The organism is Rhodococcus sp. MALMAid1271 (assembly GCF_049195265.1).
Taxonomy (GTDB): Bacteria; Actinomycetota; Actinomycetes; order Mycobacteriales; family Mycobacteriaceae; genus Rhodococcoides.
The window spans coordinates 77,684-96,733 of record NZ_JBMIRQ010000111.1; the positions used below are offsets into that span (position 1 = coordinate 77,684).

The 19,050-nt window shown below is 65.1% G+C and carries 19 protein-coding genes; 5 read left to right on the forward strand and 14 right to left on the reverse strand.

The window, feature by feature from the left end:
* Positions 1-67: 67 nt before the first annotated feature.
* Complete coding sequence (locus ACOQFP_RS21525; protein ID WP_206490723.1) at positions 68-694, reverse strand: carbonic anhydrase; 627 nt, start codon at positions 692-694, stop codon at positions 68-70.
* Between the two features lie 90 nt (positions 695-784).
* On the opposite strand from ACOQFP_RS21525, the gene ACOQFP_RS21530 reads away from it, so the two are divergent.
* Positions 785-1,669, forward strand: coding sequence for an A/G-specific adenine glycosylase (locus tag ACOQFP_RS21530; protein WP_421585476.1), 885 nt, complete (start codon positions 785-787; stop codon positions 1,667-1,669).
* Positions 1,670-1,695: 26 nt separating this feature from the next.
* On the opposite strand, the gene ACOQFP_RS21535 is transcribed toward ACOQFP_RS21530, so the two are convergent.
* On the reverse strand, positions 1,696-2,274 hold the full coding sequence (locus tag ACOQFP_RS21535; protein ID WP_421585477.1) for an RBBP9/YdeN family alpha/beta hydrolase: 579 nt from the start codon (positions 2,272-2,274) through the stop codon (positions 1,696-1,698).
* A 56-nt stretch (positions 2,275-2,330) separates the two neighbouring features.
* On the opposite strand from ACOQFP_RS21535, the gene ACOQFP_RS21540 reads away from it, so the two are divergent.
* Complete coding sequence (locus tag ACOQFP_RS21540; protein WP_206490726.1) at positions 2,331-2,675, forward strand: MerR family transcriptional regulator; 345 nt, start codon at positions 2,331-2,333, stop codon at positions 2,673-2,675.
* 22 nt (positions 2,676-2,697) lie between these two features.
* Here the strand turns inward: ACOQFP_RS21540 and ACOQFP_RS21545 are convergent, their stop codons facing one another.
* Positions 2,698-3,507, reverse strand: coding sequence for an alpha/beta fold hydrolase (locus tag ACOQFP_RS21545; RefSeq protein ID WP_206490727.1), 810 nt, complete (start codon positions 3,505-3,507; stop codon positions 2,698-2,700).
* 5 nt (positions 3,508-3,512) lie between these two features.
* Complete coding sequence (locus ACOQFP_RS21550) at positions 3,513-4,250, reverse strand: alpha/beta fold hydrolase (protein WP_421585478.1); 738 nt, start codon at positions 4,248-4,250, stop codon at positions 3,513-3,515.
* Between the two features lie 36 nt (positions 4,251-4,286).
* On the opposite strand from ACOQFP_RS21550, the gene ACOQFP_RS21555 reads away from it, so the two are divergent.
* Positions 4,287-4,598, forward strand: coding sequence for an antibiotic biosynthesis monooxygenase (locus ACOQFP_RS21555; protein WP_341244149.1), 312 nt, complete (start codon positions 4,287-4,289; stop codon positions 4,596-4,598).
* Between the two features lie 36 nt (positions 4,599-4,634).
* Here ACOQFP_RS21555 and ACOQFP_RS21560 read toward each other — a convergent pair whose 3' ends face one another.
* Together ACOQFP_RS21560 and ACOQFP_RS21565 are read right to left on the reverse strand one after the other, a co-directional pair.
* Positions 4,635-6,977, reverse strand: a complete 2,343-nt coding sequence (locus ACOQFP_RS21560; protein ID WP_421585479.1) for a putative bifunctional diguanylate cyclase/phosphodiesterase — start codon at positions 6,975-6,977, stop codon at positions 4,635-4,637.
* A 173-nt stretch (positions 6,978-7,150) separates the two neighbouring features.
* On the reverse strand, positions 7,151-7,588 hold the full coding sequence (locus tag ACOQFP_RS21565; protein WP_206490731.1) for an OsmC family protein: 438 nt from the start codon (positions 7,586-7,588) through the stop codon (positions 7,151-7,153).
* A gap of 137 nt (positions 7,589-7,725) precedes the next feature.
* On the opposite strand from ACOQFP_RS21565, the gene ACOQFP_RS21570 reads away from it, so the two are divergent.
* Complete coding sequence (locus tag ACOQFP_RS21570; protein WP_421585480.1) at positions 7,726-8,886, forward strand: lipase family protein; 1,161 nt, start codon at positions 7,726-7,728, stop codon at positions 8,884-8,886.
* 86 nt (positions 8,887-8,972) lie between these two features.
* On the forward strand, positions 8,973-10,325 hold the full coding sequence (locus tag ACOQFP_RS21575; protein WP_421585481.1) for a serine hydrolase domain-containing protein: 1,353 nt from the start codon (positions 8,973-8,975) through the stop codon (positions 10,323-10,325).
* A 16-nt stretch (positions 10,326-10,341) separates the two neighbouring features.
* Here the strand turns inward: ACOQFP_RS21575 and ACOQFP_RS21580 are convergent, their stop codons facing one another.
* The 8 genes from ACOQFP_RS21580 to ACOQFP_RS21615 all read right to left on the reverse strand — a co-directional run bounded on the left by ACOQFP_RS21580 (position 10,342) and on the right by ACOQFP_RS21615 (position 18,962).
* Positions 10,342-12,882 (reverse strand): ATP-dependent Clp protease ATP-binding subunit, encoded by a 2,541-nt coding sequence (locus ACOQFP_RS21580; RefSeq protein ID WP_206490733.1) that lies wholly within the window; start codon positions 12,880-12,882, stop codon positions 10,342-10,344.
* Between the two features lie 275 nt (positions 12,883-13,157).
* Positions 13,158-14,681 (reverse strand): lysine--tRNA ligase, encoded by a 1,524-nt coding sequence (gene lysS / locus ACOQFP_RS21585; RefSeq protein ID WP_421585482.1) that lies wholly within the window; start codon positions 14,679-14,681, stop codon positions 13,158-13,160.
* Positions 14,682-14,717: 36 nt separating this feature from the next.
* Positions 14,718-15,140, reverse strand: coding sequence for a rhodanese-like domain-containing protein (locus ACOQFP_RS21590; protein ID WP_206490735.1), 423 nt, complete (start codon positions 15,138-15,140; stop codon positions 14,718-14,720).
* Positions 15,141-15,151: 11 nt separating this feature from the next.
* The gene (locus ACOQFP_RS21595) at positions 15,152-15,709 is read right to left on the reverse strand and encodes a cysteine dioxygenase (protein WP_421585483.1); all 558 of its coding nucleotides are present in this window, start codon (positions 15,707-15,709) and stop codon (positions 15,152-15,154) included.
* Positions 15,710-15,869: 160 nt separating this feature from the next.
* Positions 15,870-16,670, reverse strand: a complete 801-nt coding sequence (locus ACOQFP_RS21600) for a type III pantothenate kinase (protein WP_206490737.1) — start codon at positions 16,668-16,670, stop codon at positions 15,870-15,872.
* Positions 16,671-16,674: 4 nt separating this feature from the next.
* Positions 16,675-17,106 carry an aspartate 1-decarboxylase gene (gene panD / locus ACOQFP_RS21605; RefSeq protein ID WP_206490738.1) on the reverse strand — a complete coding sequence of 144 codons (432 nt, stop codon included), beginning with the start codon at positions 17,104-17,106 and terminating at the stop codon, positions 16,675-16,677.
* Between the two features lie 45 nt (positions 17,107-17,151).
* Positions 17,152-18,051 carry a pantoate--beta-alanine ligase gene (panC, locus tag ACOQFP_RS21610; protein ID WP_206490739.1) on the reverse strand — a complete coding sequence of 300 codons (900 nt, stop codon included), beginning with the start codon at positions 18,049-18,051 and terminating at the stop codon, positions 17,152-17,154.
* Positions 18,048-18,962 (reverse strand): Rossmann-like and DUF2520 domain-containing protein, encoded by a 915-nt coding sequence (locus tag ACOQFP_RS21615; RefSeq protein WP_206490740.1) that lies wholly within the window; start codon positions 18,960-18,962, stop codon positions 18,048-18,050. The genes panC and ACOQFP_RS21615 overlap by 4 nt, the downstream gene beginning before the upstream one ends.
* Positions 18,963-19,050 lie beyond the last annotated feature (88 nt).

Genomic DNA, 19,050 nt, shown 5'->3' on the forward strand with positions numbered 1-19,050 from the left:
AACCTATCCCTGAGCCCACGCGGCGTGTCGCGGGAGCGAAACCGTCGGTTCCCCGGTCCAGATGGGTTCAGGCGGGCTGTTCGCCGATCTCGCCGATGACCTCACGCAGTTGCACGCGCCCCTTGGACAGCTGATAGGTGAGCCCGACGATCGCCAGATCGCCTGCCGCGACCGTCTCGGCCACGATGCGTGAGCGCTGCATCAGCAGGTTGCCGGTCTCCTGGACGTGCCGTGCCTCGAACTCGTCGACGGCTTCGTGACCGTCGCGGCGGGCCGAGAGCACGGACGGAGTGACGCGCTCGACGACATCGCGGATGTATCCACCGGGGACGTCTCCGCTACCGAGTGCGTCGACAGTCGCCTGGACCGCGCCGCAGTGATCGTGGCCGAGGACGACGATCAGCGGCGCTTTGAGCACAGCGACTCCGTACTCGATGGAGCCCAGAACGGCCGAGTCCACCACGTGACCGGCAGTGCGCACGACGAACATGTCACCGAGGCCCTGATCGAAGATGATCTCGGCTGCAACACGGGAATCGGCGCATCCGAACAGGATGGCACCGGGGTGCTGAGCGCTTTCGAGGCGAGCACGGTCCTCGACGCCCTGCGAGGGGTGCAGGACCTCTCCGGAGACGAACCGTTGGTTGCCTTCCTTGAGTGACTTCCAGGCAGCGATAGGATTCGAAGCAGGCATGGGTTTCATTGTGCACGTGCATCCGGTTACCGGCGAGTCGGGTTTTCGGGGGGTGCAACCGACTGCACACCGAGAGAGGGGCACCAGAAGTTGCCGATCGATGCCGAAGCTCTGCTCGGGTGGTTCGACACCGACGGGCGCGACCTGCCGTGGCGCCGCCCCGGCGTGAGCGCGTGGCAGATCCTGATGAGCGAGATCATGCTGCAGCAGACGCCGGTAGTGCGAGTCGCGCCGATCTGGGAGCAGTGGGTGCAGCGGTGGCCGGTCCCGTCGGCGATGGCCGCATCCTCGCAGGCCGAGGTGCTGCGTGCGTGGGGCAAGTTGGGTTATCCGCGTCGGGCATTGCGGTTGCACGAATGCTCTCGGGTGCTCGCCGCGGATCACGGCGACGAGGTGCCGAGCGATGTCGAGACATTGTTGAGCTTGCCCGGCATCGGCGCCTACACCGCCAGGGCTGTTGCCTGTTTCGCATACGGCCAGCGAGTGCCTGTGGTGGACACCAATGTCCGACGCGTCGTCGCCCGCGCGTTGCATGGCAACGCCGAGCCCGCGAACCCCTCCACCACAAGGGATCTGGCCGATATGGAAGGCCTGCTCCCGACGAGTGTCCCCCGCGCCGCCAGATACTCGGCAGCGGTGATGGAACTGGGCGCACTGATCTGCACCGCCAAGAATCCGGCCTGTCTGTTGTGCCCGCTACCGCAGTGCGCCTGGATCGAGGCAGGTAGGCCCGCGCACACCGGGCCTGCGAAGAAGGTACAGAAGTTCGCCGGCACCGACCGTCAGGTCCGCGGCAAGCTCATGTCGGTTCTGCGTGAGAGCCCCGGCCCCGTCGAGCGGGCTCGGCTCGACATCGTCTGGCCGACCGATCCGACCCAACGCGATCGTGCGCTCGATTCCCTGCTGACCGACGGATTGATCGAACAAACCGAATCGGGCCTGTTCGCTCTCGCAGGCGAGGGTTCGGACGGCTGAGATCAGCGACCGGTCCGGTCAGGCAGTCACCGCCCCGGGTCACCTCGGGTGACGGCATCGAAAGCGGGCGGCAGGCAGGTGACTCCATCGCCGGCGAGGAAGTGGCCCGCGCCGGGGACGATCTGCACCGTCGTCTCGAGCAGTCGAGCCAGGCGATCGGTGTGCGCGAGCGGAACGATCGGATCATCGTCCGAGCGCAGAACCGAGATCGAACCGACACGATCGGCCATCCCGGACAGCGTCACGCCGCCGGCAACGAAGCCGTCGAGATCGGGTAGCGCCGGTAGCGGGTCGACGAACCCTGCAACCAACACGAGTGCCCCCATCCGCCACGGCCCCACGAGGGTGGCGAGGTGCCGCAGGACGGCAAGAGAGCCCAGACTGTGCGCGACCACGATCGTGTCGGGTCCCGGCGTCCCGAGCGTGGCAGCTACCTGTGCCGTCCAACGGTCCCGGTCCGGCGACGCAGGATCGGGTAGTGCAGGGATGAGCGTGGGGATTCCCGCACTGTCGAACCGGTCGGCGAGCCAACCGAACCAATGATCCTCGGGCGTCGCCTTGTAGCCGTGGAAGATCACGGCTCGTCTGCTGGTTGTGTGTGCCATGCTGCCGGACGATAGGGGTTGACGCCGGCGAGAAGGTCAAGTCAGGGAGGCAACAGATGTTGATCAGCGAGCTCGCCGCGCGAACCGGGGTGTCGGCGCGCGCCCTACGCCACTACGACAGTCACGGGGTACTCGTTCCCCATCGCGATCCCAACGGCTACCGGGTGTACGCCGAGTCCGACGTACCGCGGGTGCTGCAGATCAAGACCATGATCGGCGCTGGGCTCGCGATGGCCACCATCGGCCGGTACCTCGACTGCGCACGAACCGGCGACCACGGCGTCACCCTGGACATGTGCCCTCGACTCCGCGCAGAGGTGGACGCGATCGCCAGCCGCCTCGAGCGAGAACACGCCGCACTCGAGCAGACACGGACGCGTCTCGGCGCACTGACCTCGTAGCCCGACGCCGTCCGCGATGCCGCTACCGAGAGAGAAATTCGATGATCGCGGCATTGACCGCGTCGGGGCGTTCGAGGTAGCCGAAGTGGCCGGTGTCGGCGATTTCGACGTACTGCGCTCCTGGTATCGCTGCGGCCACGTCGCGGCACTGCTGCACCGGAATCATCCGATCGTCGGCGAAACCGATGACCAGAGATTTCGCCGAAATCTGTCGATACGCCGTCAATCGATCTGTCCCGGCACGCATTTCGAGTCCGATCTGCGCCCGCATGCCCGCAGTCTTGCGGCCACCCGAGTACTCGAGAACCGCCAGCCAATCACCGATCGCGGCGTCGTCGGCCAGGGTCTTCGGTGAAAAGTTCTGCATCGCAGTCATCGCCGCCCGATACGAGGCGGGTAGTTCGATTCCCGCATCGTGCACGTCCTTCTCGGCCTTCGACAGATGCGCACGGAACGCGGTGGTCCTACCGAACGTGGCCATCATCACCGCGTGCGAGACCAGATCCGGCCGGGCCAAGGCCAGTTCCTGCGTGACGCGGGCACCCATCGAGGTGCCGACCACACGTGCCTGCCCGCCGCCGAGGTGCTCGATGAGAGCAGCGGTATCGGCGACCAGGTCGTCGAGCGTCATCCCTCCCGCGCACTCCGAAGATGGTGCGATACCACGATTGTCGAAGGTGACGACGCGATATCCACTCTTCACCAGGGCCGGAACCTGATGGGTACGCCACACGCGGCCCGGGCTTCCGGTGCCCATCACCAACACCACCAGTGGGCCATCGCCGGTGACGTCGTAGTTGAGGTCGATTCCGTTGAGCTTCGCGAGCGGCATTCGGCTCACTCTAGTGTGCGCAGGAACGCCTCGACCGCCACTCGATACTGTTCGGGCGCTTCGTCGTGGATCAGGTGCGCAGCCTGTTCGATCAGCACATATGTCGATCCGGGCCTGCGCGAGTGCATCCGACTCATCTGACCGGCCGGAGTGATGGTGTGTTCGCCCTCGATCAGCAGAACCGGAGCGTCGACGCGATCCCACTCGTCCCAGAAGTGCCTCGTCCCCCATTCCTGCGAGATCGCTTCGAAGGTATCGATCTCGCCGTGCAGCCGCCATCCCTCGTCACTGCGCTCGAAAGAGTCCAGAAAGTACTGCCCTGCAACATCTCCGAAGTACCTTAGGACAGCGTCGGCAGCGGGAAACGGCTGCGGCCAGGCCCGCATCATCGCGGCCCAGTCGTCGGCGGTGCGGCCCCGGAAATCCGGTGCGATGTCCTCGACCACGAGGGCAGTGACCAAGTCGGGTCGACGCGCCGCCGCACACCAGCCGTGCAGCGCTCCCATCGAATGACCGATCAGCACACTCGGACCGAGGGTCTCCAGATGCTCGAGAAGGTCGGTCACGAAGGCTTCGGTCGTCAGCTCCGGCGTCGGCGGCCGTCGATGGCCCGGTGCGTCGTAGGTGTGCACGTGCCCGAATTCTCGAAGCCAGGGAACCTGTCGACGCCACGTGGCTGCACTGCCCATCAGCCCGTGCAGCAGCAGTATCGAACGGCCGGATCCACCCTCGTCGTAGAGCATCGTTGCCGAGCATATCGGCGGAGTAATCTCGCGAGCATGTCCATTGTGAAGATCAACGCCATCGACGTCCCCGAGGGCGCGGGACCCGAACTCGAGAAGCGCTTCGCCGCGCGGGCAGGCTCGGTCGACGGCTCCCCCGGTTTCCTCGGTTTTCAGCTGCTCCGGCCGGTCAAAGGTGAGTCACGCTATTTCGTCGTCACCCAGTGGGAAGACGAGGAGTCGTTCCAGGCATGGTCTGCCGGACCGTCGAGGCAGGCTCACGCCGGAGAGCGCAGCGGAAAACCGGTCTCCGCCGGCGCATCGCTGCTCGAATTCGAGGTAGTACTGGACGTGCCTGCTCCGTCCTGAGCCGAAGGAGTGCCGACGCAGCGCCATTGATCCGGATCAAATGTGTTGGCGGGCAAGCTCCCACTCGAGTTTCGTCGGCATCTCCGAATCCAGTCTGATCACCGCGTCGGCCAGGAACTCTGCGGCCATGGGCTCACCGAGAAAATAGCCCTGGGCTCCGTCGCAGCCCAACAGTCGAAGCGCATCGAGCGTGCCCGCGTCCTCGACGCCCTCGGCCATCACCCGCATCCCGAGGCTTCGAGCCAGGTCCACGGTCGAGCGCACGATCGAGGCATCCGTGTCGTCGGTGTTCATCTTCGACACGAACGAGCGGTCGATCTTGAGTGTCTGAACCGGCAAGCTCTGCAGATAGGCCAACGAGCTGTAGCCGGTGCCGTAATCGTCGATGGCAATGGTGACACCCAGCGCACGCAGGGATGTCAACGCGTTCACCGAGCGCACCGGGTCGGTCATCGCTGTGGTCTCGGTGACCTCGAATTCCAGGGCGTGCGCTGGAACGGAATACTTGGCCAGCGCCGCGGAGACCTGTTCCACGAGCGTCTCGTCCAGCAGGTTCCGAACCGAGAGGTTCACCGACACCGACACGGTGATGCCGCGTCGACGTAGGGCGCTGCACTGCGCAAGAGCTTCGTCGAGCACGAGCGCGGTGATGGCAGGCAACATGCCGGTGCGCTCGGCGTCGGGCAGGAAGATCGACGGACCGATCAGACCTTCACGCGGATGTTGCCACCGCAGCAGCGCCTCGAGGCGATCCACGCTGCCGGACGCCAGATCCAGACACGGTTGGAAGAACACCCGCAGCTGACGATCACGAATCGCCTTGTCGAGCTCTCCCAGCAACCGCATCTGATTGTGCCGGTCGCGATCCATCTCGGGCTCGTACTGCCCCACGTGGGCGTGGCCGGCCTTGGTGGCTGTCAGCGCCACGTGCGCGCGCTGCAGCATCGCCTCGGCATCGACTGGATTGGCGTCCGCTGGATTGGCCTGCGCTGGATTGACCTCGGACTCCTGCGATCGATGAGGACACGCCACGGAATCCTGCGTCGAGGCGATTCCGACCGTCGCGTCGAGAGCAACATTGATGTCGTGCACGAACATCGTTCTGCTCACTGCGAACTGCAGCCGCACGGCAGTGTCGGCGATATCGATCTGGGTAGAGCGCCTGCGCATCGCCACGACGAACTGATCGCCTCCGAGACGGCCGACCAGATCGCCGGATCGAACCGAGGCGACCAGACGATGGCCGAACTCGCGCAGGACGGTGTCTCCGACGCTGTACCCGAAGGTCTCGTTGATCTGCGCGAAGCGATCGATGTCCACCACCAGGGTGAAGACCTCGGCGTCGCCTCGCGTGGCGAGCATGGTGTCCAACCGCTCACGGAGCAGGCGGCGGCTGGCGAGTCCGGTGACCGCATCAGTGCGGGCGACGTCCTCCAGCACTTCGGCCTGCCTGCGCAGCGTCCCGAGAAAACATGCCACCCGGCACCCTACGAGGCTGATGACCAGTGCGGAGGACACCACGATGACCCAACCCCACTGCCCGACGGGCACACCGCGGGCCAATTGCACTGCCATCACCAGCGGCGTGATGGCCACCGCGAGTGAGAGGCAGGCAAACCTCGCCCGACCGAATGCGAACGGGTTGGACCTGTCGACCCGCACGATCGTCTCGTCCGTGACGTGCACGGCGACCACTCCGAAGCACACATAGGCCGCCAGCCACAGCGTGTTCAGCGGGGTCGACCGGTAGAGCTCGGTGCTGGTGACCCCGGCATAGGTCGCGAAATCCGCCAGCACGAGAAGCCCGACGCCCACCGCGGCGGCGAGAAAGGGAACAGTGGTCGAGCGAGTCAGCAGATAGAGGATTACGACCAGCGTCAGTAGGAATACATCGACGGTGAGATACGCGGTGGCAGGCAGAGTCGCGATCGCAGAGGACAACGACTCACCCGAATCGTCGGAGATGACGAAAATCCAGGTGAAGAGGCCGACACCGACCGCGACGATCAGACCTTCCAGAAGTTCTTCACGCCCGAATACCAGCCCATTTTCGTCTGCCGCTCGGGCAACGCCGACGGCGATGAGCGCGTAGCCGAGAAGGTAGAACCCGTCTGCGGCCGAGAACGTCGGGACCCGCCCGTCGCCGACTTCCATCATGGCCACGAAAGCATCGGCGATACCCCAGCACCCGATACCGAGGGCCAGGTACTTCCACGCCTGCTTGTCCGGCCCGGATTCCTGCAGGTAGCGGCGGACGCAGACCACCACGGTGGCCAGAAGCACGATTGCGTAGATCGAGTTCTGGAGCAATCCAGCCGGGGTGATCGCGTACGCCGCCACCGCGAGCGCGCCCAGGCCCAGGAACCGCGTCCACGACACAGTGGGACCGATCCTTCCTGGGTCGGTCGGTGCGTACCGCGAACGTATGCATCAGCCGATCGAACCCGACGTTGTCCTCGATTCGTCACCGAGGAATCCACAGATGGGTCAAAAAGAAAACTATTTCAAACCCATCGATGGTTCGCCAGTCTCACATCGGGGTAACGACCCGTTCAGCTCTCCAGAGCTGCATCCAAGGTGATCTCGACGCCGGTGAGTGCCTTGCTGACAGGGCACGTTTCCTTTGCCGCCTGAGCTGCTTTGGCGAAACCGTCGGCGTCGAGGCCGTCCACCTCGCCTCGGACCGTCAGGGCGATACCGGTCAGCTTGAACCCTGGCTCGTCCGGACCGAGCGAGACATCGGCCGTGACCTCGAGACTCTGTGGAGTGCCGCCGGCCTCGGCGATCAGGGCCGACAACTGCATCGCGTAGCAGCTCGAATGGGCTGCGGCGATCAGTTCCTCCGGGCTGGTCGTGCCGTCGGCGTTCTCGGCCGCGCGCTTGGGAAACGACACGTCGAATGTAGCCGCGCCGGAACTGGACAGCTCGACTTGACCGGAACCTTGTTCCAGAGTGCCGTTCCAAGCTGTGCGTGAAGTACGAGTTGGCATCGAACCGATTCCTTCCGTTGTCGACCCTGTGCAGGGCCTCCACCCAGGCTAACCTCAGCGAGGTGGCGCAGCCATCGAGTGTGCGAATCCCGACACGAAGGGTGCGACAGGTGCGGAACTTCCTGCGGACGGCAGCGATGACCTCCAGCATGGTGGCGATCGCGGCAGTCACCTCGGCTCCCCCGGCCCAGGCCGATCGGCTCAGCGACTTCTACGACACACCGGTCGCCACGATCGATACCGCAACCCCAGGCGAGGTGGTCCGAGAACTACCGCTCGGCACGCCCAAAGGATTCGGACTGGGCTTCGACATCGAACGTATTCTCTATCGGTCCACAGACACCCACGACCGACCCATGACCGTCTCCGGCTACAGCGCTGTTCCCATCGCTCCGTGGCCGGGTCCCGGCCCGCGACCGGTGATCGCCTATGCACCCGGCACCTCCGGCATGGCCGATCGTTGCGCCGGATCCGCAGTCCTGGGAACCGTCGGCTCGTCGCCGGCGATCCTGCCACTGCTCCTGGCCGGATACCGCGTCGTCGCCACCGACTATCAAGGGCTCGGCACTCCCGGCGGACACACCTACCTCAACCGGCTGGCCTCGGGCCGAGCCCTGCTCGACGCAGCCAGAACAGCCGCCGACGATCCCTCGACCCCGGTGGTCCTGTTCGGCTACTCCGAAGGCGGTTTCGCTTCCGCAGCCGCGGCGGAACTCGCCGCCACCTACGCCCCGGAGGTGACCGTCGTCGGAGCGTACGTCGGCGCGCCGCCGGCGGACCCGAGGCTCAACATCGAGCCATTGGACAACACCGCCCTGGGCAGCGCGGTGCTCTTCGCAGTCGACGGCATGATCAACGCCTATCCGGAGCGGGCGGAGAGCATCCGCTCCCTCTTCCACCCCGACGGGCTCGCTGTGCTCGACGCCGCACAGGAATGGTGCACCACCGACTCCGCGGCCTCCGACATGGTGCACACCAGAGACCTCACCCGTGACGGCCGACCACTGACCGCGCACTCGGACGACCCCGCGCTGGCCGAGCTGACCGACGCCAACACTGTCGGACGCATCGCCCCCGCCATGCCGGTGTACCTTGCGCACGCAGTCGAGGACGACACCGTGCCGGTGGAGCAGAGCCGCACACTGCTACGACGCTGGCAAAGCCTCGGAGCCGACGTCACCTACCGGGAATACCAGTTCCCGACCCTCCCGTACCCGGGCACCAATCATCTTCCCGGGGCGCTGGCTGCCTACGAGGACGTGTTGCCCTGGATAGCTGGACTCGTCCGCACGGACTGAAACAACGCCCAGTAACACTGATCTCAGGCAAGAAATCAGGGTGTTCACCGAGGCGTCGAACACGGTGCCGTTGATTCACTCCGATCATGCGCATCGTGCACGCTCTTCTGACCGTCGCAGCAGTCCTGACCGCATCCCCGACGATGCCCGCCGATGACACCTCCTCGGACGTCGCGGTGCTCGCCGAGGAGCTGGGTCTGCCGGGGGTGGCTTTCCGGGTCGTCTCCGAAGACCGAGTGATCGAGAACATCGAGCTCGGAGTGGACGGCAACGGTGTCCCGGTCGACGCCCGCACACCGTTCGTGTGGGGTTCGGTATCGAAGTCGGTGACGGCTGCGACGGTGCACGCCCTCGTCGATCATCAGCGGCTGTCCCTCGAAGAATCCGTCAATTCTGTTCTACCGAAGAGCGATTCGATTCTCTCGGAGGAGGTCACGATCGAGGACCTGATCCACCACACCAGCGGACTACCCCACCAGGTGGACGACCTCGACCAGTGGGGACGTACGCAGCGGGCCCTCGACGTCGTGCCCACCCTCACCGTCACTGCCGCCGACCGCGGCACTTTTCGGTACTCCAGTTTGAATTATCTACTGCTGCAGGCGATCGTCGAAAAGGAAACCGGCGAACCGTTCGCGGAGGTCGTGGCTGGTGAGACCGGAGTTCACACCGCCGACGCCGTTGCACCAGGATACGTCCCGTTCTTCACCTTCCCCCGACGCGTCGACACCGGCATCGACGGTGCCGGTCTCGGCTACGGCTATCTCGGTGGTTCCATCGACGAGCTCTCGCGGTACGCCTCCCGGCAACTGACAGCTGCCGCGTCGAACACGCCCGAAACGGTGCCCACCGGCTCCGGTACGGCCTACGGGTACGGCTGGTACGTCGAAACTCTGCCCGACGGAACCGAGATGCGATGGCATTCCGGTGCCGTCCCCGGCTACTTCACGCATGTCGCACTGATCCCCGAACGCCATCTGGCCGTGGTCTTCGCGACCAACCGATACGGCGAACTCGAGGCCGACGCGCTTGCCTCTGGTGCCCGCTCGCTCGTACTCGCTCGACTCGGTATCGACGAGCCGCACGTCTCCGGCCTCGGGCACTACCACCTGGCGTTGATCGGATCGACTGCCCTCGCGCTGGCGCTGGCGGTATGTGCGACAGCGTCGCTGATCCGATTCCGAACTGCTCCCGGACGATGGGCACCCGCGCGCATCCTCGCTGCCCTCGGCGCAGGCGCACTGCTCTACTTCTCGCTACCCGCACTCGCCGGAGCGCCGATCTCGACCCTGGCCCGCTGGGCTCCGGATGTGACCCTGTTGTTCTGGATCGTGCTCGCCGAACTGGTTGTCATCGCTGGTGCGCTCGTCGCCCGGGCCGGACGGACCAGAAGCCCCAGGCACGACAACGGGCGACCCTCCGAAGAGGATCGCCCGTAGTCGGGTGCCGTGGAACTTACTCGCTGTCGCTGTCTCCGGTGGCCTTGGCCAGATCGACCGGGACCTCGTCGGGGACGATGATTGCCTTCTTCTCGCCGCGGAACGTGAACTTCGCGTCCTCGCCCGCGCCTTCGCCGTCCCAGTTCTCGACGTCGACCAGGATGATCTGGCCGGCTTCGATCTCGCCGAAGAGGATCTTCTCCGACAGCTGGTCCTCGATCTCGCGCTGGATGGTGCGACGCAGCGGCCGCGCACCCAGGACGGGGTCGAACCCGCGCTTCGCAAGCAACGACTTCGCCTTCTCGGTGACCTCGATGGCCATGTCCTTGTTCTTGAGCGCACCCTCGACTCGGCTCAGCATGAGATCGACCATCTGGATGATCTCGTCCTTGGTGAGCTGGTGGAACACGACGATGTCGTCGATACGGTTCAGGAACTCGGGACGGAAGTGCTTCTTGAGCTCGTCGTTGACCTTGAGCTTCATCCGCTCGTAGTTCGAGCCGGTGCCTTCACCCGAGGAGAAGCCGAGGCCCACTGCCTTCGAGATGTCCGAGGTACCCAGGTTCGAGGTGAAGATGAGCACGGTGTTCTTGAAGTCGACCGTGCGTCCCTGGCCGTCGGTGAGACGGCCGTCTTCGAGGACCTGCAGGAGCGTGTTGTAGATCTCCTGGTGGGCCTTCTCGATCTCGTCGAACAGCACAACGGAGAACGGCTTACGGCGCACCTTCTCGGTGAGCTGACCACCCTCTTCGTAGCCGACGTATCCGGGAGGAGCACCGAACAGACGCGAGGCGGTGAAGCGGTCGTGGAACTCGCCCATGTCGATCTGGATCAGGGCATCGTCCTCGCCGAACAGGAAGTTCGCCAGCGCCTTCGACAGCTCGGTCTTACCGACACCCGAGGGGCCGGCGAAGATGAACGAGCCCGAGGGACGCTTCGGGTCCTTCAGACCTGCACGGGTACGACGGATCGCCTTGGAGACGGCCTTGACTGCCTCGACCTGGCCGATGATCCGCTTGTGCAGCTCGTCTTCCATGCGGAGCAGACGCGTCGTCTCCTCCTCGGTGAGCTTGAAGACGGGGATGCCGGTCCAGTTGCCCAGCACCTCGGCGATCTGCTCGTCGTCGACCTCGGCGATGACGTCGAGGTCGCCGGAGCGCCACTGCTTCTCTCGCTCGGCACGCTGCCCGACGAGGGTCTTCTCCTTGTCGCGCAGGTTCGCAGCCTTCTCGAAGTCCTGGGCATCGATGGCCGATTCCTTCTCCCGGCGCGCATCGGCGATCTTGTCGTCGAACTCGCGCAGGTCTGGCGGTGCGGTCATTCGGCGGATACGCATCCGCGCGCCCGCCTCGTCGATGAGGTCGATGGCCTTGTCCGGCAGGAACCGATCGTTGATGTACCGGTCGGCCAGCGTGGCGGCCGCGACGAGAGCACCGTCGGTGATCGAGACGCGGTGATGCGCCTCGTAGCGATCGCGCAGACCCTTGAGGATCTCGATGGTGTGCTCGACGGTCGGCTCGCCCACCTGAACAGGCTGGAAACGACGCTCGAGGGCGGCATCCTTCTCGATGTACTTGCGGTACTCGTCGAGGGTGGTGGCACCGATGGTCTGCAGTTCGCCACGAGCCAACTTGGGCTTGAGGATCGATGCTGCGTCGATGGCACCTTCGGCAGCACCTGCGCCGACGAGCGTGTGCAGCTCGTCGATGAACAGGATGATGTCGCCGCGGGTGTTGATCTCCTTGAGCACCTTCTTCAGGCGCTCCTCGAAGTCACCGCGGTAACGGCTGCCGGCCACCAGCGAGCCGAGGTCGAGAGTGTAGAGCTGCTTGTCCTTGAGCGTCTCGGGAACCTCGCCGTTGACGATCGCCTGGGCCAGGCCTTCGACCACGGCCGTCTTACCGACACCGGGCTCGCCGATGAGGACGGGGTTGTTCTTGGTTCGACGCGAGAGCACCTGCATCACGCGCTCGATTTCCTTCGCGCGGCCGATGACCGGGTCCAGCTTGCCTTCGAGCGCGGCCTGGGTCAGGTTGCGTCCGAACTGGTCCAGCACCAGCGACGTCGACGGGGTGCCCGCCTCGCCGCGGCCGCTGCCGGACTCGCTCGGCTCCTTGCCCTGGTAGCCCGAGAGCAGCTGGATGACCTGCTGCCGGACGCGGTTGAGATCGGCTCCGAGCTTGACCAGGACCTGAGCTGCGACGCCTTCGCCTTCGCGGATCAGACCCAGCAGGATGTGCTCGGTGCCGATGTAGTTGTGGCCGAGCTGCAGCGCCTCGCGGAGGCTGAGCTCGAGCACTTTCTTGGCGCGCGGAGTGAACGGAATATGACCGGACGGAGCCTGCTGCCCCTGGCCGATGATTTCCTCTACCTGGCTGCGAACTCCTTCGAGGGAGATGCCCAGCGACTCGAGGGACTTGGCTGCTACACCTTCGCCCTCGTGGATGAGGCCGAGCAGAATGTGCTCCGTGCCGATGTAGTTGTGGTTGAGCATCCGGGCTTCTTCTTGAGCCAGGACGACAACACGCCGCGCGCGATCGGTAAACCTCTCGAACATCGCTCTCCCTCACTTCTTGGCGGGTGGTAGCTCGCCCACCAGTTCTTCTAGCGCCGCAGTGTCCTCAACGCTACGGTCGCTTGTGCATTTGAAGGTAAGACTGCGTCTCACTGTAGTTGGCCGACGTCACGAACGCCGACCCTCCACCCCCGAAATGCTGCGCGACCGTCCTCGAATGCGGACTGCCTTGCCTGCTTATTGTTGATAACGCAGGCACGATGCAAAACGTTTCCCGCTCACTGTCCGCTGCTGGCGAACAGTGCCCGACCGTCCGGTCAGGCCTGTGACGGCTTGACGATAGGAAACAGGATGGTTTCGCGGATGCCCAACCCGGTCAGTGCCATCAACAACCGGTCGATGCCCATGCCTGTTCCCGTGGTCGGCGGCATGCCCTGTTCCATCGCGGCGAGGAAGTCCTCGTCGAGGACCATGGCCTCGTCGTCGCCCGCGGCACCTTGACGCGCCTGGTCCTCGAATCGTTCGCGTTGGATGACCGGATCGACGAGTTCGGAGTACCCGGTGGCCAGCTCGAACCCGCGAACGTAGAGATCCCACTTCTCGGTGACGCCGGGCTTGCTGCGATGCTGACGCGTCAACGGCGACGTTTCGACCGGGAAGTCGCGGACGAACGTCGGCTCGGTCAATGCGTCGCCCACCTGGTGTTCCCACAGTTCTTCGACCAACTTGCCGTGACCGTAGATCGGGACGCCGTCCTTACGTGGCACCTCGACTCCGACCTTGTCGGCGATCGCCAACAGTTCGTCGACGGTGGTGTCGGGGGTGACGTCGAACCCGAGCGAGCTCGACAACGACGGGTACATCTCCAGCGTCGTCCATTCGCCACCGAGGTCGTAGCTGGTGCCGTCGGGCAGCGTGACGACGGTCGACCCGAGCGCCGCGACGGCCACTTCCTGGACGAGCTCTCGGGTCATCTTCGCCGAATCGTCGTACGTGCCGTAGGCCTCGTACGTCTCGAGCATCGCGAACTCGGGCGAGTGCGAGGAGTCGGCACCTTCGTTGCGGAAGTTTCGGTTGATCTCGAAGACCTTGTCGATGCCGCCGACGACGCACCGCTTGAGGAACAGCTCCGGCGCGATCCGCAAGTACAGGTCGGTGTCCATCGCGTTCGAGTGGGTGACGAACGGACGGGCGGCCGCACCGCCGTGCAGGGTCTGCAGCATCGGCGTTTCCACTTCGAGGAAGCCGCGACGCTCGAGGGCATTGCGCAGTTCGCGGACGACGGCGATGCGCTTACGTGCAGTCTCGCGCGAGGTGGGGTTGGTGATCAGATCCAGGTAGCGCTGCCGGATCCGCGTCTCTTCGTTGAGTTCTTTGTGCGCGACGGGCAACGGCCGCAACGACTTCGATGCGATCTGCCAGCCGTCGGCCATGACGGACAGCTCGCCGCGGCGGGAGCTGATGACCTCGCCGTGTACGAACACGAAGTCGCCGAGATCGACGTCGGACTTCCATGCCGCGAGCGCGTCTTCCCCGACGCCCGCCAGGCTGATCATGGCCTGCAGCTGGGTTCCGTCACCCTCCTGCAGCGTGACGAAGCACAGCTTGCCGGTGTTGCGCACGAAAATCACGCGCCCGGCGACTCCGACGATCAGACCCGTCGTCGTGTCAGCGTCGAGCTCGGGAAAACGGGTTCGTATCTCGAGCAGGGAGTGGGTGCGCGGAACCGACACCGGGTACGCCTCGACCCCGCGCTCGAGCAGCGCAGCGCGCTTGGCACGACGAATCCGTAGTTGCTCCGGGGTGTCGTCGGCCTGCTGGGGGGAAGCTGTGTCACTCACGCGCACACACTTTACAGTCCGCGCAGAGGTGGACAGTCAGTGCGCGGCGACGGCCTCGGCCTCGCGAACGCAGTGCTGTGCCTGCGTCAGCACAGCGAGCAGACCCGCCGATTTCAGTGCCTGATATCCGCCGACCAGATCGGTGGCCTTGCGCAGACCCAGCAGTTGCAGAGACGCGGCGGCCAGAGAGGAGGTGTACCCCTCGGAGCAGATGACGATCCACTCGACGTCGTGATCGACGGCAATCGCCAGGCGCGCATCGCTCGTCGGGTCGAGACGCCATTCGAGAACGTTGCGTTCGATGGCCAGAGCGCCGGGAAGTGTTCCCTCCACCGCGCGCTGCGCCTGCGGTCGGATGTCGACGACGACGGCGCCGCGCTCGACCGCGTCGCGCAGCTCGAAGACGGTCATCCTGTCGATGGTCTCGCGCGCGGATTCGAGCATTTCGACGATGGTCATGGTGTGGATGGTCACAGCGCGGCCTTCTCGGGTTCATCGGTGAGTTCGCTGCGGGTACGACGCAGCGTCGACCGGTCGGTCACTTCGTAATACGACATCGCCGTCAGAGGTGGCGAGTAGGCATGCACGCTGAGCGTGGGGCCGGTGATCGTGGACGCCGGATCGTGCATCACGTCGTGCACCCATCCGAGCGGAAATGCTGCCTGGTCTCCCGCGCCGAGGCGTCGTCGCTTCAGTTCGGTTCCAGCCCAGCGATATTCGAGAAGGGAGCCGCTCAGGACGGTCATCGCCCCGAGCGAACCCGCGTGATCGTGGAGTTCGGTGGCCCGGTCGGGGACCCAACTGATCAGCCAGAGGTCCAGGTCGTCGTCGGAGTGGAGGCGACCGGCCCAACGTTCGTCGGTGGGCCAGCGACCGCCGTCGGGAAGCAGGTGATCGAAGCGGCCGTCGAGCACGTCGGATGCGCCCTGATCGGTACTGCGCAGCAGGTCGTGCGGGCGTAACCGCGTCGGCGACGTCGCGAGCGAACGGGGTGAAGAGGATGCAGAAAACACAGGTGTGGAAAGCATGAAGCTCTACTCCAGGGGTGTGTAACGAACGAGGCAGGGGTCAGCCTCGACAACACTCCTGGGTGGCCATGCACGTCATCACGCCGACGATTCTGACACACCGGCACCGGATGCGCTAGCGGCAGCCCGCACAGCACCGGACGTCCCGACGTCGAAACAGTCAGCGCGGACGCCGTTTTGCCATGTTGCGTTCGTACACCAGCCGCAGACCTTCGAGGGTGAGGTCCGGTTCGTGATGCTCGATCGTGGTCGACTCGGGCAGGATCAGTGCGGCGATGTCTCCGGTACCGATGATGGCGGTATCCACTCCGCTCAGCTCGGGCACCTCCCGCCGGATTCGGTCGACGAGCCCGTCCACCAGGCCCGCGAATCCGAAGATGGTGCCGGACTGAATGCACTCGACGGTGTTCTTGCCCAGCACGGAGCGCGGCCGAATCATCTCGACCTCGCGCAACGTTGCGGTACGGGTGGACATCGCCCATGCGGACATTTCGAGTCCGGGAGCAATGGCACCGCCGAGGAACTCCCCTTTGCCGGATACGACGTCGACGCAGGTGGTGGTTCCGAAGTCCACAACGATGCAGGCCGACCCGTACAAGTCATGTGCAGCAAGGGTATTGACGATGCGATCGGCACCGACCTCTTTGGGATTGTCCACCAGCAGCGGCACACCGGTCCGCACGCCGGGTTCGACCACCACGTGCACCACGTGATCCCAGTAGCGTGCGAGCATGGTGCGCATCTCGCGTAGCACCGATGGCACGGTCGAGAGCGCCGTGATTCCGGTGATCTGTTCCGCTTCGGCTCCGAGCAATCCGCGCAGCATCAGCGCCAGCTCGTCTGCCGTCACATGAGGATCCGTTCGAATACGCCAGTCACGCAGCAACTTCGAGTGATCACCCGTACCGGTGAACAATCCGACCACGGTACTGGTGTTGCGTACGTCGATCGCAAGTAGCATCGAATCAGACCAGCACGGAATCGGCCCGCAGATCGCGTGGAGTGATCAGCCCCGAGCCTGCGGGCGCATGCGCCGGATCGCTACCGAGTTCGACCGGGCGGTTCTTCTCGTCGACGAACACCACCCGCGGGGAGTAGTCCGCCACTTCCTGCTCGTTCATCACGCCGTAGGCGATCAAGATGACCAGGTCGCCTGGGTTCACCAGATGAGCTGCGGCTCCGTTGATTCCGATCACGCCACTGCCCCGCTCACCGGTGATCACGTATGTCTCCAGCCGCGCTCCGTTGTCGATGTCGACGATCGTGACCTGCTCGCCTTCGAGCAAATCGGCCGCCTCCATCAGATCCTGGTCGACGGTCACCGAACCGACATAATGCAGGTCCGCATGCGTGACGGTGGCGCGGTGGATCTTCGATTTCATCATCGTTCGAAACATGCTGTCACTCTCCACTTTTCGGATCGTCGGAACTACTCGTTCTGGTCATTGCGCAGGCTCGACTTCTGCGAGAAACCCGGTGCCGACGGCGACGCCGACGTTGTCGATCAATCTCGTGGTGCCGACCTTGGCCGCCACGAGCAGTCGTCCGTCCCCGAGTTCGGGAGCCGGCCCGAGATGTAGGTCACGCACCTCCAGGTAGTCCACGTGCACCAGCGGCACCTCGTCCAGGACGGCGCGGGCAGCAGCGAGGATGGCCTCGACGCCACCCGCTGCCGCGTGCGCACCGGCCACCAACGCCGCCGAGAGCGCCATCGCGGCATCGCGCTGTTCGGGGTCCAGGTAGCGGTTTCGTGAGGACAACGCGAGACCGTCCCGCTCACGGACCGTCGGAACACCGATCACGTCCACGTCGAAGTTCAGATCCCGCACCATCTGCCGAATCAACGTCAACTGCTGGTAGTCCTTCTCACCGAAGTACGCGCGATGGGGCGCGGCGATCTGCAGCAGCTTGGCGACGACGGTGAGCATGCCGGCGAAATGCGTCGGCCTGCTCGCTCCTTCGAGCTCGGCACCGATCGGGCCGGGATGGACCGTGGTGCGCGGTCCGGACGGGTACATCTCGGCCGCGGACGGCGCGAAGACCAGTTCGACGCCCTCCGATCGAAGCAGCTCCACATCGGCGTCGAGGGTGCGCGGATACGCATCGAGATCCTCGCCGACGCCGAACTGCAACGGATTGACGAAGATCGACACGATCACCACCGCACCGGTGAGCTTCGCCTGCCGCACCAGCTGGATGTGGCCGGCATGCAACGCGCCCATGGTCGGCACGAGAGCGACCTGTTTGCCGACACCGCGCAAGGCCTTCGACACGGACGAGATCACCGCGGGATCGTGGTGAACAGTCAACTGCCCCTTGGTGTAGCTACCCGCGAGCGTCATTGCTTCCCTTCCAGAATCTCGATCAGAGCTGCGGGGGCACCGACGCGCTGCGCGGACCGCAACGACAACGCTCGGTACCCCGCGGCGATGCGCGAATCCACATCCTCGAGAACCTCGAGGTGCTTGCCGACTGCCGCCGCGTCGCCTCGGGCAACCGGCCCGGTGAGCGCCGACTGCCCCTTGCGCAACGCGTTGTCCAACGCAGCTTCCAGTAGCGGAGCCAGAACTCGTTCTGGCACACCGCGTTCGGCGTCGGATCCGGGAAAGCCCGGTCCGGACAACGCAACCCGAAGTGCCTCGACGGCATCGACCACGAGCGTGACGAGGTGATTGCTACCGTGCGCGAGGGCCGCGTGGTAGAGCGCCCGATTGTTCTCGGGCACATGGACCGGCTCGCCGCCGATCTCGAGGACGAGGGCCTGCGCGACGGCGTAGCCGATCTCATCGCCTGCGGTGATGCCGAAGCATGCCGCCGTCATCCGATCGGTGTCCTCGACTCCGCCGCTGAACGTCATGGCCGGATGAATGGCGAGGGGCACCGCTCCCAGGGCGGCAAGAGGCTCGAGTACGGCGACTCCGTTCGCACCGGAGGTGTGCGCCACCAACTTGCCCGGTGCCACCGCTCCGGTGGCTGCCAGTCCTGCAACGATCGACGCCAACTCGTTGTCCGGGACAGCGAGAATCAGCAATTCCGCGCGACGAGCCACCTCGTCGACCGGCAGAATCTGCGACTCGGGCAACCTGGACCGAACCCGGGCGATGGAGTCATCCGACACGGCGGCGGCACCGACGACGACATGCCCGACGCGTTCGAGCGCCTCACCGAATGCGGTCCCCACCCGCCCGGCCGAGACGACACCAACGGTCAACCGAGCCGGGGACAGACCACCAGTGAACCCTGATGAGGTCACCGAAAATTTCCTCTCGTTCGTTCCAGTCCCGCGCGGCGGGTACCAGACGTCCTGCAGGGAACAATAGCGACCGCGAGGGCTCGCGTGC